The organism is Candidatus Clostridium radicumherbarum (assembly GCF_045310525.1).
Classification (GTDB): domain Bacteria; phylum Bacillota; class Clostridia; order Clostridiales; family Clostridiaceae; genus Clostridium_AT; species Clostridium_AT radicumherbarum.
Genome location: NZ_JBJHZY010000001.1, coordinates 1,205,842 through 1,220,006, shown reverse-complemented (window position 1 = coordinate 1,220,006; position 14,165 = coordinate 1,205,842). Strand labels below are relative to the sequence as shown.

Annotated in this window: 17 protein-coding genes and 1 other annotated feature; of the genes, 2 read left to right on the top strand and 15 right to left on the bottom strand. The window is 29.8% G+C overall.

Going from position 1 to position 14,165, the window contains the following annotated elements; genetic code table 11:
• Nucleotides 1–109 precede the first annotated feature (109 nt).
• The 6 genes from ACJDUH_RS05785 to ACJDUH_RS05760 form a co-directional block, all read right to left on the bottom strand.
• The gene (locus ACJDUH_RS05785; RefSeq protein ID WP_406764210.1) at nucleotides 110–655 is read right to left on the bottom strand and encodes a hypothetical protein; all 546 of its coding nucleotides are present in this window, start codon (nucleotides 653–655) and stop codon (nucleotides 110–112) included.
• A gap of 305 nt (nucleotides 656–960) precedes the next feature.
• Entirely contained in the window at nucleotides 961–2,214 is a 1,254-nt protein-coding gene (locus tag ACJDUH_RS05780; RefSeq protein ID WP_406764209.1) for a D-alanyl-D-alanine carboxypeptidase family protein, read from the bottom strand.
• A 134-nt stretch (nucleotides 2,215–2,348) separates the two neighbouring features.
• Nucleotides 2,349–2,909 carry a hypothetical protein gene (locus tag ACJDUH_RS05775; protein WP_406764208.1) on the bottom strand — a complete coding sequence of 187 codons (561 nt, stop codon included), beginning with the start codon at nucleotides 2,907–2,909 and terminating at the stop codon, nucleotides 2,349–2,351.
• A gap of 36 nt (nucleotides 2,910–2,945) precedes the next feature.
• A complete protein-coding gene (locus ACJDUH_RS05770; protein WP_406764207.1) occupies nucleotides 2,946–3,389 on the bottom strand; it encodes a cell wall hydrolase in 444 nt (147 codons plus the stop codon).
• Nucleotides 3,390–3,598: 209 nt separating this feature from the next.
• Entirely contained in the window at nucleotides 3,599–3,988 is a 390-nt protein-coding gene (locus ACJDUH_RS05765) for a hypothetical protein (protein ID WP_406764206.1), read from the bottom strand.
• 149 nt (nucleotides 3,989–4,137) lie between these two features.
• Nucleotides 4,138–4,536, bottom strand: coding sequence for an HNH endonuclease (locus ACJDUH_RS05760; protein ID WP_406764205.1), 399 nt, complete (start codon nucleotides 4,534–4,536; stop codon nucleotides 4,138–4,140).
• Between the two features lie 190 nt (nucleotides 4,537–4,726).
• Between ACJDUH_RS05760 and ACJDUH_RS05755 the strand changes: the two genes are divergently transcribed.
• On the top strand, nucleotides 4,727–5,566 hold the full coding sequence (locus ACJDUH_RS05755) for a YihY/virulence factor BrkB family protein (RefSeq protein WP_406764204.1): 840 nt from the start codon (nucleotides 4,727–4,729) through the stop codon (nucleotides 5,564–5,566).
• A 38-nt stretch (nucleotides 5,567–5,604) separates the two neighbouring features.
• Here the strand turns inward: ACJDUH_RS05755 and ACJDUH_RS05750 are convergent, their stop codons facing one another.
• The 9 genes from ACJDUH_RS05750 to ACJDUH_RS05710 all read right to left on the bottom strand — a co-directional run bounded on the left by ACJDUH_RS05750 (nucleotide 5,605) and on the right by ACJDUH_RS05710 (nucleotide 13,748).
• A complete protein-coding gene (locus ACJDUH_RS05750; RefSeq protein WP_406764203.1) occupies nucleotides 5,605–5,778 on the bottom strand; it encodes a hypothetical protein in 174 nt (57 codons plus the stop codon).
• A gap of 82 nt (nucleotides 5,779–5,860) precedes the next feature.
• Entirely contained in the window at nucleotides 5,861–6,130 is a 270-nt protein-coding gene (locus ACJDUH_RS05745; RefSeq protein ID WP_406764202.1) for a DUF1294 domain-containing protein, read from the bottom strand.
• A 29-nt stretch (nucleotides 6,131–6,159) separates the two neighbouring features.
• Nucleotides 6,160–7,017 (bottom strand): DMT family transporter, encoded by an 858-nt coding sequence (locus ACJDUH_RS05740; protein WP_406764201.1) that lies wholly within the window; start codon nucleotides 7,015–7,017, stop codon nucleotides 6,160–6,162.
• A gap of 16 nt (nucleotides 7,018–7,033) precedes the next feature.
• Nucleotides 7,034–8,065: a tRNA 2-selenouridine(34) synthase MnmH gene (gene mnmH / locus ACJDUH_RS05735; RefSeq protein ID WP_406764200.1), complete on the bottom strand. Its 1,032-nt coding sequence runs from the start codon at nucleotides 8,063–8,065 to the stop codon at nucleotides 7,034–7,036.
• 134 nt (nucleotides 8,066–8,199) lie between these two features.
• Nucleotides 8,200–9,591: an asparagine--tRNA ligase gene (gene asnS, locus ACJDUH_RS05730; protein ID WP_406764199.1), complete on the bottom strand. Its 1,392-nt coding sequence runs from the start codon at nucleotides 9,589–9,591 to the stop codon at nucleotides 8,200–8,202.
• 191 nt (nucleotides 9,592–9,782) lie between these two features.
• Nucleotides 9,783–10,017, bottom strand: a binding site (T-box leader).
• Between the two features lie 63 nt (nucleotides 10,018–10,080).
• The gene (locus ACJDUH_RS05725; protein ID WP_406764198.1) at nucleotides 10,081–10,563 is read right to left on the bottom strand and encodes an LURP-one-related/scramblase family protein; all 483 of its coding nucleotides are present in this window, start codon (nucleotides 10,561–10,563) and stop codon (nucleotides 10,081–10,083) included.
• Between the two features lie 16 nt (nucleotides 10,564–10,579).
• The gene (locus ACJDUH_RS05720; protein ID WP_406764197.1) at nucleotides 10,580–12,379 is read right to left on the bottom strand and encodes a MutS-related protein; all 1,800 of its coding nucleotides are present in this window, start codon (nucleotides 12,377–12,379) and stop codon (nucleotides 10,580–10,582) included.
• A gap of 117 nt (nucleotides 12,380–12,496) precedes the next feature.
• Nucleotides 12,497–13,402: a metal ABC transporter substrate-binding protein gene (locus tag ACJDUH_RS05715; protein ID WP_406764196.1), complete on the bottom strand. Its 906-nt coding sequence runs from the start codon at nucleotides 13,400–13,402 to the stop codon at nucleotides 12,497–12,499.
• A gap of 121 nt (nucleotides 13,403–13,523) precedes the next feature.
• Nucleotides 13,524–13,748, bottom strand: a complete 225-nt coding sequence (locus ACJDUH_RS05710) for a hypothetical protein (protein WP_406764195.1) — start codon at nucleotides 13,746–13,748, stop codon at nucleotides 13,524–13,526.
• A gap of 137 nt (nucleotides 13,749–13,885) precedes the next feature.
• Here ACJDUH_RS05710 and ACJDUH_RS05705 point away from each other — a divergent pair, with 137 nt between their 5' ends.
• On the top strand, nucleotides 13,886–14,143 hold the full coding sequence (locus ACJDUH_RS05705; RefSeq protein ID WP_406764194.1) for a hypothetical protein: 258 nt from the start codon (nucleotides 13,886–13,888) through the stop codon (nucleotides 14,141–14,143).
• The last annotated feature ends 22 nt before the right edge of the window (nucleotides 14,144–14,165 follow it).

Sequence of the window (14,165 nt, the reverse complement as noted above, 5' to 3'; positions counted from 1 at the left end):
ATATATATATTAAAATTTAATATCTCATATATTATTTGAAATTTGAGGAATAGTATACATATTTACACTAAATTATTAAGGTCTGTTGCAAATAATGCAACAGACCCTATTACTCATTTAAAAGCTTATCTTTTATTTTAATTGGATTTAAAACATTTGGAATTTCTATTCCTCTAAGTTTTGAATCATTTTTACTAAGTACCAAATATTCTAAATATAATGTTCCCGAATTTACAGCTCTGTCTATTGACTTTTGAAGGATATCTACTCCCACAATACGATTAAATCTCTTTTCTTCAATCTGTTTTTCAAAGGGGAAATCGTAACTTTGAACAACAATTTTTTCACGTGCAAAATCTATTACTGTTACTCTTTTGAGTTCATAAAACAAGACAATAAGCTTATATAGAGCAAAAATAAGCAATATTATTAAAATTCCAAGTACAAAATATACTAAAAGCATAGACAATGTTCCTATGGGTTCTGATTCATCAAAAATTGAATCAACCATATTATATTTAAGAGCTATACTGCTTTTAGTTTTTATTGCCGCAATGCATAGTAGAATGATTAATATTACTATTGTCGATTTTTTTATTAAATCACCTAGTAAAGCCTTAATTTCCGTTTTTATTGTAATAGACCCTTTCTCCACAACCATGTCCTCCCCCATATCTATTAGGCTATTAATTCATCGCCTAAATATTCATCTATTTACTTTTTATACCTATAATAAAATTCTAACTTGTTACCTAAAAAATATCAATATATTGCTGTTTTATTTCGAACTACAAATTTTTACTTTTTTCGTGTTAAAAAATTATTAAAAGCTATCAAATACCCTTTAATTATAATTTTTATGATGTTTATATATGTAACAAAAGCCTTGTAAAATTTCAAAATCTTACAAGGCTTTCTCTTATTTAATAAATTAATTTATTTACTACTTATTTTTTACTATTAATAATAACGATTTGATTTTCTTCTTCTAATATTCTTTAACTTTAATATTATCATTAATACTGCAAATAAGATCAAAACTAAAACCACTATGGCACCTAAATATAATAGAAGGTTGGCTTTAATAATACTGCTAGTTGATACTGTAGTATATAACTTATATTCCTTAGCTACTTCTCTTTCTTTTAGTGTCATAGTACCAACAGGCTTATCACTGCTCAAACTCCAAAGATTTAATTTACTTAAATTAAAATCTTCCTTTATTTCTTTTTTGTTTACAGCATTATCATAATAATTAAGGTCTTCTTTAATTACTAAAGGAACATTTATAGTCTTTTGAGGCCCAAAAAATCTAAAAGGCTTATATGACATAGTTTCTGTCTTAACAGTATCTCCGGCTTTATTAAGAGATACAGGCTTTTGTTCATAGCTCCAATCAATTATCTTCTCCATATCATTAAACACGGCATTGTCTTGATTGTCATAAACTGATTTCATTACTACCCCAACAAGTCTTCTTCCGCCTCTATTATAAAATTCTACTAAGCATCTTCCAGCTTGAGAAGTATATCCGGTCTTTCCACCAACTGCACCATTAACGCCAAGGTTTTTATTTCTGTTATTTAATATTAACACTGTTCCATCTGAGATTGAAACCTTACTTGTTTTCTTTTGCATGCTTTCTTGAACCCAAGCATTTTTAAAAGCTTCTCTTGCAATTACGCTTAAATCATAGGGTGTAGTATAATGCTGATCATCATGTAGTCCGTTAGCTGTTACAAAGTGTGTATTTTTTAAACCTAGTTTACTAACTTTATCGTTCATTAATTGCACGAATTTCTCTTCATTTCCACTAACGCTATCAGCCATCATATTTGCAGCATCATTTGCAGAAAATAGCATTAAAGCATCCATGGTGTCCTCTGCAGACATGGTATCTCCAATTTGCATTTGATGAAGATTCTTGTCAATGGAATCTTGAGGCTGTTCTTTTGCGCTTTCAGTATATTTAATTTCATCTGTCTTATTTTTATTTTCTGCAAAAATTAAAGCAGTCATTAGTTTCGTAGTACTTGCTGGATAATATCTATTATCAATATTGTTCTGATAAATAATTTCTCCTGTATCTATGTCCATTGTTATTCCTGCTTTTCCATCTATCTTTGGCATAGGATTTTCAGCAGCCTTAACACCTATAAAATTCGAAAATATAATTACTGAGGCTAATAGCAAACTTATTGAAGTACGTTTCATTATACATCTCTCCATCTTAATAATTTTATTTACTTTTTTAGTATAACATCTAATATACGTATGGACAAGCAATTAAGACTTGAAAAATTTGGAGTATAAAAAGATAAAGGCCGCTTCTCGCGGTCTTTATCTTTTTATTGAGCTGAAGTTGTAAAAATTCTCACGAACTTTATAGAATAGATATCACATAATAATTCTGTTCCCTCAGGCTCTTTTAATATTATATAGCTGATTCCTACTTTTTCAAGCACTCCTGTTCTATCCTGATATGTGCTAGTTCCTATTAGAAAGCTAACTAACATTCTTTTCCCAATTTGTGTTCTTAAATAACCTTGTGTATAATTAATATCCTGTTGAATTGGTGAACCAGGTGCCATTTCGAAATTATCCTGAAAGTTTTGTCCGGGAATATTTGTTCCTGGAGTTTGTGCAGGACCTGGAAATGGTGGTATAGCAGTACTGCCTCCTGGTCCCTGAGGTGTATTAGGGTTTTGCGGTATAGGTGTATGAGGATTTAGTGGCATAGTTGAATTACCTCCTTGCATCTGTGGCATTCCTGCAGTAAAAATTGGCATACCTGTTGGTCCAGTTTCAAACATTGGTCTATATTGGCTAGGTACAGGTATGTACCCCGGTGTCATTTGTGAATTTTGCGCAAATCTGAATGGACAATCTTCATAAAAATCAGATATCATTAAAGTCCTCCTTATATATAATTAATAATATCAAAATTAAGTTTCATAATATAACGCTGTAGGATTATAAAAACAGTGCTTCACAACTCTTACTTGAAAACTTCCTGTACCATTATAAGGAAAGGTATATGGGCACTCAGGGTTAAAGGGATTAAAATACCAAAGTGATGCACCAATAGTAAATAACCTATTACCAGCTAATGCCCAATCTGCTATAGCATAATGTACATCATCAGGTGGATTTGACCAAATAGTTTGGGGATTAGTTTGACCTCCTAAGACTCCTCTCATACAATCAAATTGACCCTTTTGATAAATAACTTTTCTTATATCTCCTTGCCCAATTTTATGATATTCCCCAGCTGGAACCCTAACTCTATTCATAACAACTGTGGCTACTGCTTTCATGCCATTATCACCTTCGCCACCAGCTTCGCACCTAATAATTCTTGCTAAAAGCTCGCGATCATCATATGCCAACTCTCGCCACCTCACTAAAATTTAATCATAGTATTATTTTATTCATAAGAGCATAAATTGTTCTTTATTTTTATCTATTAAAATTATATTGCTTGAATAGATTTTTTATGTTCAATTTTATTAGAATGCTTTAAAGCATCAAGTATCTAATAATAAACTGCAAATAAAAAAAAGCTGTGTGATTAAAAAATTAAACCACACAGCTTATATTATTGAAGCTGATCTAATTGTTCTTTTCTATTTTCTTGTTTTTTCTTTAAGTTATTATATGCTTTATCAGACATATGATCTCCATTATGGTTTATATATCCCTCAGCAAAAGTATAATTATCTTTTAAATTATTAATTTGATCTTTAGTATCATTTTTACTATTATCTCCATATACAATTGTATTCTTAAGATTTTCAATTTGTTCTTCTCTTGCATCTTGAACTTCTTTTGCATGATCTAATCTATCAGGATCACCTATATCAGAATGCTGCTCTAAATGTCTATCTGTTCTTGTTTTATTTTCTACTATATCTATTAGGTTTTCTACTCTTCTTTCATTTTCAAGCTGCTCAGCCTTTTTTTGCTTTCTTAAGTCATTATCGCTCATACAAAAATTCCTCCTTTTATTTTATACGGAACACTCATTATTATTGTTGCAAATTTTGTATTGAAAATACTATAGAAAGCTTTCCATTTTAGACAAGAAAATAGTGTCTTCATTTTTTAGTATCTATAAGACTAATTTATATTTAAATTTTATATATTTATAACCATCATATCAATATAATCTTCTAACATATTCTCATTGTAACAGTGTTTTCCCATAAGTCTAAATATTATTTCGCTTTTTTTGTAGCCTTCCTTATAAAGCCGAAGATCTTTTAAGAGCTTCTTTGCCTTACTTTTATTTAAACCTAGTAATAAAATAAGCTCTTTCATAGAATAAAATTCCTTATATAATAATTCATCAAGATTTTCTTGAAGCTCCAATTTATATGTTATATCAATTTTATTATCTCTATGTGGGCCATATTTACCTCTGTGGTGTTTTGAACATAAATATTTATAATTAGCTGGAAAATCAAGTCCTCCCTCGCTTTTATGAACTATATGATGAATATCAGCTTCCTTACCACATATTTCACACTTATACAAAAACAACCCTCCTAATGTTTGTACAAAAAGTTATGCTTCATTTAAATTATATCATAGTTACATGAAATTTTCTAATTATCTCATTGGTACTTATGAAAAGTTTTATAGATGATAAGTATATTCATGTAAGGTATAATAATATGATTAATTTAATAAAATATTATGGATAAAGATTATAGAGGTGTTTTACTTGAATAAGAATAAACCAAGAAACTTTTTCAAAAGTCTATTTTATAGATATATTGACGACGAAATCTCAGCAATGAGTTCACAGCTTGCATATAACTTTCTTTTATCTCTTTTTCCTTTTTTAATTTTACTTTTAACAATACTAGGGTATAGTTCTATTAAAAGTCAGGATATTTTAGGTGTACTAAAAAATATCCTGCCAAATGAAGTTTTTGGATTAATAAAAAAAACTGTGATTGAAATAGTTGATATTAAAAGAGGTGGACTTTTATCTTTAAGTATGATAACAACAATCTGGACCGCTTCCAATGGATTTAATGCAGTTATTCGCTGCTTAAACAAAGCTTATGATGAAAAAGAGAACCGATCTTTCATTAAGGTTCAATTCACATCTCTAATGTGTACACTAGGCCTTGCATTAATTATTATTATTTCATTAGCACTGTTAGTTTTCGGGGAAATTGGCGGAAATCTCTTATTAGCACATTTTAAATACCCAAAACTAGCTGAGTATTTTTTAGACTTTGCTAGATACTTTATTGGGCTAATAGTAATGCTTATAGTTTTTAATGCTGTGTATAAATATACCCCAAGTAAAAGATTAACCTTTAAGGAAACCTTTCCAGGTGCTGTTTTTACTACTGTTGGCTGGATTTTAACGTCCTTTGCTTTTTCATATTACGTTAATCACTTTGGAAGCTATTCTAAAATTTATGGCAGTATTGGAGCAATTATAGCATTAATGTCCTGGCTGTACTTAAGCTCAGTTATTATATTAATCGGCGGAGAGATAAATGCCACAATTTCCTACAGACAACTAAGCTTAAATAGACCAAAATAATAAAATAATAAAAGGGCTGTGGACAGCCCCTTTACATATTACATATGAGAGCCGTTATCACTTTGCCTCATAGCATAAGCTTTTGCATGAACTTGTGCATCATTACCAGTATTTTGATATCCATTTTTAGAATTTAGGCTATTTAAACTCTTCTGCATCATTGATTTATTTTTAGCTTCCTCAGTTAAATTTCTTTTTTTATTTTGTGCCATTTAATCATCTCCTTTGAGCTTATCTAAAAAATTATATCTTTTATTGTATTGCCCAAAAAAAGAATGATTTATGCCAAGGAACTTATGTAATATGTTGAAATATCTTGTAAATTAAATATACTTGTAGTATTAAAATTGCAGGTATTCCAATTACGAACTTTAAGTGCTTTGTTTTATGATGGAATAGTTTCATTCCAATTAAAACTCCTAGACTCCCAAAAATGGCTGCTACCATAAATAATGTTGCTTCTGGTACTCTCCAATAACCTTTTTTTGCTTTTCTTTTATCAAGATACATTATGTATATTCCAAAAATGTTAATAGCAATTAAATACACTAAAATAAATTTCATTTTCTACTTTTCCTCCAAGTTATTAGCATTTATTTTCTAATTATATATACAGCACAAAAGATTAAAATAGCACCAATTACTTGTACAAAACTAATAGACTCTCTTAATACAAGAAAGGAAAGCAGCATTGCAGTAGGCGTTTCTAAATTTCCTATAATAGAAACCTTTAAAGAGCCAATATGCTTTATTGCGGCATACATGAGAGTTAAGGGAATTATCTCACAGAAAACTGCTAATATAACAGTGCATATAAAAGTAGTTTCAGTAACTTCTCCTTTAAAAATAAAACCCGGAAATTTATAAAGTATTAAAGATATTAAAGAAAATAATGTAGAATAAGCATTTATACTGAAAGAGTCAATATGTGTAAGTCTTTTTTCCGAATATATATTCATAAAAGCATAAAAGGCAGCTGATAATAATCCAAAAATAATACCTTTAGAAGAATATTTTACATTTCCATTTAGTAAGTTTAATGCAAGTATACATCCTATAAAGGCAAATATTAATGCTACTAGTTTAGCTAACTTAATCTTTATCTTCTCAAAAATTAAGGAATACAAAAACACCATAATTGGGTATGTATATAAAAGTATTGTTACCATTGACATAGTCAGATATTGATAAGCAGTATAATAAAAAATAGTCATAAAAGTATTTCCTATGACTCCAAGAATACAAAGATGAATCAAATTACTTTTGCTTAGCTTCGGAAGTCCTTTGTTTTTTATATAAAGTATTATGAACATAACACTAACCGCTATTATATATTGTAATGTAAGCAACTCCACAGGTCCTATTTTCTCTACATAAGCAAACTTTAACACTAAACCAGCACAACCAAACAATATTGCTGAAATTATTGAATAAATATAACCTATTTTCAATTAATCACCTGATTTCTTAAAATAAAAAGTTTTCCTTTGTCCATTTAATTATTTCCTCTGAACACTTTTCTAAATCCGAAATATTTAATTGAAGTTCATAATTGTATTTCTCAATACCACTTTGATACATTGGATCATAGTATTTTAACATTAATTCTTTTGCAACTTCATAATACTTATCATTAAGTATTAAATCCTTATACTTAGTAATATTTTTATTACTAATATATTTACTAAGTAAGTCTAAGGATTTAAGTATATCTACCTTTGAACTTTCTTCTCTTGTATATTCTTCTAAAATCAATTCACATCTATATTCAATATCAGCATCAACTAGCAGGTGTATACCTGCTTCCATATTATTATATATGAACTCGGGTATAATTATATTTCCTATTCTCTTACTTTCACCTTCAACAAAAATAAAGTTACTTTTCCTTTGAATTAAGGAATTGAATACTAAAGATTCAAAGTACTTTTGACTTCTTTCACCCTTTAATCCTACACTGCCTAATAAAGATCCTCTATGGTTTGCAGCCTCTTCTAAATCTAGAACATCCATACCATTTCTCTTTAAGCTATATAAGAGATTTGTCTTTCCAACTCCAGTTTTTCCATGAAGAACAATATATTTAACCTTTTCATTTTCTTTAGGTAACATTTCATTAATATATCCTCTATAGGCCTTATATCCTCCGCTTAATTTATAGGTATTAAGCCCTAAGGTTGTTAAAAGACCGCAGAGGCTTGAGCTTCTCATTCCACCTCTTGAACAAAAAAGTACAAGCTTCTCATATTCCTGATCAAGTTTACTTAATTCACTATATATATATGGCAATTTCTTAGATACAGCCTGTACTCCTAAATATTTTGCTTTATCAACATTTTCATTTACATAAACATAGCCTATTTCCTTTCTCTCTTCATTATCAAAAATAGGAATATTTATGGCACCTGGAATTGTAGCTTCTTTATATTCCATAGGACTTCTTACATCAATTAATGCAAAATTTCCTTTTAAATCACTATAATTTATCGACTTAAACATCTTATCTCCTTGATTATGAACATTCTGCACACTAGTATAACCCTAAAAAATAATTATGTCAAAAATGAAAAAGAGCTGTCGCAAAACTTGCGGCAGCTAGCTTAAGAGGTACTTTTCATTGTATAAGATTAATCTTAAAATTCTGATGTTCCAGTAGTTCTAGGAAATGGTATTACATCTCTAATATTTGACATTCCAGTCAAGTACATAAGTATTCTTTCAAAGCCTAGTCCAAAGCCTGAATGTACAGTTTCACCATATTTTCTTAGTTCCAAATACCACCAGTAATCTTCTTTATTAAGACCTAGTTCATCCATTCTAGCTTCAAGGACCTTAAGTCTTTCTTCTCTTTGACTGCCACCGATGATTTCTCCAACTCCTGGTACTAGAAGATCTGCTGCGGCTACAGTTTTTCCATCTTCGTTAGCTCTCATATAAAATGCTTTAATATCCTTAGGATAATTGTAAACAAAAATAGGCTTTTTAAAGTGTTGCTCAGTTAAATATCTTTCATGCTCCGTTTGAAGATCTATGCCCCATTTAACTGGATACTCAAATTTTTCTCCGCATTTTTCTAAAATTTCAACTGCTTCAGTATAGCTTACTCTTCCAAATTCAGAATTAACAACATGGTTTAATCTTTCCATGAGCCCAGCGTCTATAAATTTACTAAAGAACTCCATTTCTTCAGGAGCATTTTCCATAACATAATTAATAATGTATTTCACCATAGCTTCTGCAACTTCCATATCATCATTAAGATCTGCAAAGGCCATTTCTGGTTCAATCATCCAAAATTCAGCTGCATGTCTTGCTGTGTTTGAATTTTCTGCTCTAAAGGTAGGGCCAAAGGTATATATGTCCCTAAATGCAAGTGCAAAGGTTTCTCCATTTAGCTGTCCACTAACAGTTAAATTTGTTGCTTTTCCAAAGAAATCCTTGGAGGTATCTACTACACCTTTTTCATCCTTAGGTATATTATTTAAATCTAAGGTTGTAACCCTAAACATTTCTCCAGCACCTTCAGCATCACTTCCAGTTATTATTGGAGTGTGTACGTACACAAAACCTCTTTCCTGAAAGAATTTGTGTATAGCATATGCGGCAATTGAACGAACTCTAAAAACTGCTGAAAAAGTGTTGCTTCTAGGTCTTAAATGTGCAATTGTCCTCAAATATTCAAGTGAATGTCTCTTTTTTTGTAGTGGATAATCTGATTGAGATAATCCTTCAATTATCATGTTCTTTGCCTTTATTTCAAAGGGCTGCTTAGAATCTGGGGTGAGTTCCAGTATACCTTCTACTGAAATCGATGAGCTTATTGGAAGTTTAGATATTTCTTTATAATTTTCTAAGTCACTTTCAAATACTACTTGAACATTTTTAAAAAAGCTTCCATCATTTAGCTCTATAAAGCCAAAAGCATTAGATGCTCTCACTGTTCTTACCCAACCAGATAATTTTACCATTTGACCTTCAAATTTTTCTGTTTCTCTGTAAAGCTGTTTTATTACTATGCCTTCCATTTTAATTCCCTCCTGTAGTTTTAAGTACACAACAATTATTAATTGTTGTGTTCCTTGTATTCCTTATTCTACACGTAAGTATTATTAATGCTTGCGTGACTAGTATCACTTGAATTCTTCATATAGTCATATTATAAACAAATAAACCTGAAAATTATGTGAAATAAAAAAAACCCTCATCCATTAATAAATAATGGGACGAAGGTAAATTCCGCGGTGCCACCCAGATTGCTTTAAAAAGCCAGCTTAAAAAGTACGTATTATACTTTCCAATAATAACGCATTGGTTACGTCTAAGCCTACTATCCAAGGATTTCAGTTAGAAACTCAGAGCTGTTCTTCACTAAAAGCTTCATACTGTGTTTCCACCTGCCACAGCTCTCTTTAAATCTGCATAATAGCTACTCTTCTCATCAAAGTTTTACTCATATAATTATAATTCATTATACACATTGACATATATTATGTCAACCATTAATGGCATCCATATTACTTATTTTTATTATCATATAATATTTGATCTATTACAATTACAAGTGACAGCATAAATTCTTGATTTTCTGTATCTTCAATATCCACACCATAAGTATCTGAAAAGGAAAACCATTTTTTACTTACATGTGCCACTTCTCTTCCATCTTTAAAAACTTGAAATTCATGAGAAAAGATTTCTCCTTCAATAGTATAATTTCCCATTGTACTTTCAATATAAAAACTTGGTTTAAATAAGCTCATTTCTTTTTTTACTGTAGCAGCATAAGTTTCATTCAAAAAAATATTATACCTTGGGAGGAAATGAAACATTTCCTGCTCTATATAGGAAACCTCTCTACCATTTAAGTCATATATTCTAAGCTTGTTACCGAAGGAAAAAAATTTTCCTTTTACTATAAACCTATCATTCTCAAATTCATCTTTAATAGTAAAACTATCTGCCATACTTAATACTCTTTGTTTAATTTGATACCTCATATACCCCACTCCTTAATTATTCTATAAATTCTATACCAGCAAGCTTCATAAGAAATTTAGCATTTCTAGTAGCTGAAATACCCTTTCTTAATTTATAGTCAAATTGTATTTCATTTTTCTTGTAATATTCTTGAAAATTGTAATTTTTCACCTTTTGATTTTTGTTTTCCAAATCTCCAAGTTCAAGATCATGGGTAGAAACAATGCCAAGGGTATTTTCTTTACTTAACATGTTAATAAGTGCTTCAGCTCCAGTGTGTCTATCTAAAGAATTTGTTCCTTTAAATATTTCATCTAATAGAAAGAATACTGTCTCTCCACCTTTTGCTGCTGTTACAATTTTTTTAATTCGAATTATTTCCGCATAAAAAGAAGAAATATTTTTTTCAAGATTATCACTTATTCTCATACAGGTATATATATTCATAAGACCACAGGAAAATTCCGCTGCACGAACGCTTGCCCCTGCATATGCAAGGACGAGATTAATTCCTATAGTCCGTAAGAATGTACTTTTACCAGACATATTGGAGCCAGTTATTAATAATATACTAGAACTTCTATTAATTTCTACACCGTTACTTACAGCATCTTTAGACAATAAGGGATGAGCTATGTTTTCAGCTCTTACTTTCAGGCTGTTATCTATAACAGGTAAGGTCCATTCAGGGTTATCAAATCCAATTATACTTAAACTTGATAAGGCTTCCATGTCACCGATAGCATTAAGCCAAGGCATAACTAACTTTCCATACTGCTTTTTCCAATTTTCCAGCTGTGTTATTAAATGAAAATCCCATAGAAAAATTGCATTAAGTAGAATGCTGAATAGATTACGCCTATCAGAGACTTTATCTGAAATTTTACTCAATTTATTTATCGCCTTTGAAGCCTTAAAATTCTCACCTATAAATTCATGTTTAATATCCATTAATAGCTTTGAATGAAAATTTTTCTCTTCAATTAATTTTATCATTTTATGAAAGAGTTTTAGGTTTTTCTTATATTTATAGATTGTATCCAAAATCTCAGATCTTTGTTTTTCTTGTAATTTTAGAATACCCAGATTAACTGCCATAAATATTAAGGGAATTACATAGCCAATAACATGGAAAAATAAAAATAACAATATTGATATAACTGCAGCAAGAGGCATTAAAAAAATTAAAAATTTTAAAAAACCATTTTTATAAGTTAAATTTGCCTTTTCAGCCCAATAAAACATTTCCTCATTTTCTGATTTATTTGTTACAATGAAACTACCTTCTGCAGCCAGCTCTTGCCTAAACCCAACGTTCTTTGAAAGTTCCTTTATTGCTTCTTGACTTTCGTATATCGCATTTTTATCAAGCCTCGGAAAGCATAAGTGATTTTTCAATTGAATTCTTCCTAGGGGCGTATAGGCATTATTTATCCATTGAAATAATGAATTTTCACCAAATATATCTAAATCATCTGCATAATTATGATCGTTATCTATAAAATCTTCGCCTTTATCTTTAAAGCTTTTCCATTCATCACTTAACCTTAATAGAGATAACTCATTTATATGCAAAATTGCTTCTGCTAATTTTCTATTTTCAATAACCTTATTATGTTTCAGCATCAATATTATGAATATTGCTAAGCCAACGAAAAATATAATTGTTGACATGTAATATTTTTTATGTAAAAAAGTATAAACAGTGAAGATTAAAGCAGCTGCAAAAATAATAAACCTTAAAGCACTAATAAAATTACTTGTATGTTTTAATTCAAGTAAAAGACTTTCATACCTTTTTTTTCTTTTTTCATATATATACTTTGGATTTAGCAATCTTATGTCCTCCCCATTGGCATTTTCTCTTTGGTATTATACCATATTTAACGAATAATTGGAATTTTTAGTATAAAAGCCTGTACCCCATAATTTTAAGGCACAGGCTTATATTAGTTATTTTAAGCTATTATATATCATGTCTAAATTATCTTTCATACTTTCAATATAATCTTTCCCGTCTTCTTTACTTTCGATAGTATAAATTTTTTCTACCTTTGCTCCAACTTCCTTAGCTAAGGTTTCAGAAACCTTAGGACTCGCTAATTCTTCCATAAATATAACTTTAATATTATTTCCCTTGCAATAATCTACTAAATCCTTTAACTTCTTTGGAGTTGGTTCTCCATCAGCAAAGACATCCTCTACACTATTTTGCGTTAGTTTATAATCCCTGCAAAGATATGCAAAAGCAGCATGACCAGTCACAAAATTTTTATTAGATACTGTTTCAAACTTACTGCTATAATCTTCATCTAGACTTTTAAGTTTATTAGAAAAATCAGTGTAATTCTTCTCATAATAAGCTTTATTCTTTTCATCGACTTTAACAAGAGCATCTAAAATGTTTTTTGCTTCTATTTGTGCATTTTTTAAGCTAAGCCATATATGAGGATCAGTTTGACCTGCTGTATTGATAACATCAATATTTTTTGAAGCATCAACTGATAAAAGTTTCTTATTATCAACAGCACTTAAAGTTTTATCCACCCAAGTTTCCATATTAAGACCATTATAGATAAATACTTGTGCGTTGTTAATGTTTTCCATATCTCTAGGTTTAGGTTCAAAGTCATGTGGTTCTGTTCCTTCAGGAACTATTACTTTAACATCTATTTTATCTTTACCTACAGCCTGTGCAAACTCTTTTAGTGCATTAAAAGATACTACAACATTTACTTTTCCATTGCTATTTTGACTGTTTTCATAATTACCACTATCAGCAGCTACTTTATTACTGCATCCAGCAAATACAACTGATACAGCTAAAATAATAATCGCTGCAATTAACCTCTTTGTCATTGTTATTCTCCTAAATAATATTTCAATGCAAATCATTTGCATCTACATAATATTATCTTAAAATTTTCTTCATGTCAATACGAGTACATATAAAAAAGTGGGTATTCTCCCACTTAATTTCTTATTCCCATTCTTCTATATTTTCTAGTCCGTCAAATTGAAGGATTACCCATTCTATTGCTTCTCTGCTGTCGTCAAAATGCTTATTTGTACTGCTAATATAGGAATAGCCATCCTTATCATCAATTGATTGAATACTAAGTTCTTGTTCTTCATTACTAAGTCTTATTTCTCCATTAATTTCAAGAGCTTCAATCATTTCTTCCATAATAAGCTCATCATCCATTTAATCCACCTCTCAACTATTTTCTTATATATATTACATAAACTTTTATAAAATTATGCATATATAATCATAAAATTTAATATTTGTGAGACAATATACTGTAGCAAAATATAAAATAATACTACAGGAGGGTTTCAATGAAAGAACATTATAGTGTAATATTGATGAATGATCCTTATAACTGTGCTGTAAAGCAAATAAGCAAAAATACTTATGACCAAATTCAGGATATGCGCAGAAGGGGTCAAACTGACGAGACTATTGTAAAAAGCCTTACTGAAATCAATACTATGGAAGATAATATTGTAATTAATGGTGCAACAAAAGATGAAGCAATTGAACGTGCTAAAGATGAAGGTGAAGATTATATTATACTTCAAGCCTTCACTAGTTAATAATGAAGCTGCAATAAAGTAA

Excerpts from the sequence above, each read along its gene's own strand:
- ACJDUH_RS05780 (WP_406764209.1), bottom strand. The coding sequence starts at position 2,214 with ATGAAACGTACTTCAATAAGTTTGCTATTAGCCTCAGTAATTATATTT.
- ACJDUH_RS05775 (WP_406764208.1), bottom strand. The coding sequence starts at position 2,909 with ATGATATCTGATTTTTATGAAGATTGTCCATTCAGATTTGCGCAAAAT.
- ACJDUH_RS05765 (WP_406764206.1), bottom strand. The coding sequence starts at position 3,988 with ATGAGCGATAATGACTTAAGAAAGCAAAAAAAGGCTGAGCAGCTTGAA.
- ACJDUH_RS05750 (WP_406764203.1), bottom strand. The coding sequence starts at position 5,778 with ATGGCACAAAATAAAAAAAGAAATTTAACTGAGGAAGCTAAAAATAAA.
- ACJDUH_RS05745 (WP_406764202.1), bottom strand. The coding sequence starts at position 6,130 with ATGAAATTTATTTTAGTGTATTTAATTGCTATTAACATTTTTGGAATA.
- mnmH (WP_406764200.1), bottom strand. The coding sequence starts at position 8,065 with ATGTTTAAGTCGATAAATTATAGTGATTTAAAAGGAAATTTTGCATTA.
- asnS (WP_406764199.1), bottom strand. The coding sequence starts at position 9,591 with ATGGAAGGCATAGTAATAAAACAGCTTTACAGAGAAACAGAAAAATTT.
- ACJDUH_RS05725 (WP_406764198.1), bottom strand. The coding sequence starts at position 10,563 with ATGAGGTATCAAATTAAACAAAGAGTATTAAGTATGGCAGATAGTTTT.
- ACJDUH_RS05715 (WP_406764196.1), bottom strand. The coding sequence starts at position 13,402 with ATGACAAAGAGGTTAATTGCAGCGATTATTATTTTAGCTGTATCAGTT.
- ACJDUH_RS05710 (WP_406764195.1), bottom strand. The coding sequence starts at position 13,748 with ATGGATGATGAGCTTATTATGGAAGAAATGATTGAAGCTCTTGAAATT.
- ACJDUH_RS05705 (WP_406764194.1), top strand. The coding sequence starts at position 13,886 with ATGAAAGAACATTATAGTGTAATATTGATGAATGATCCTTATAACTGT.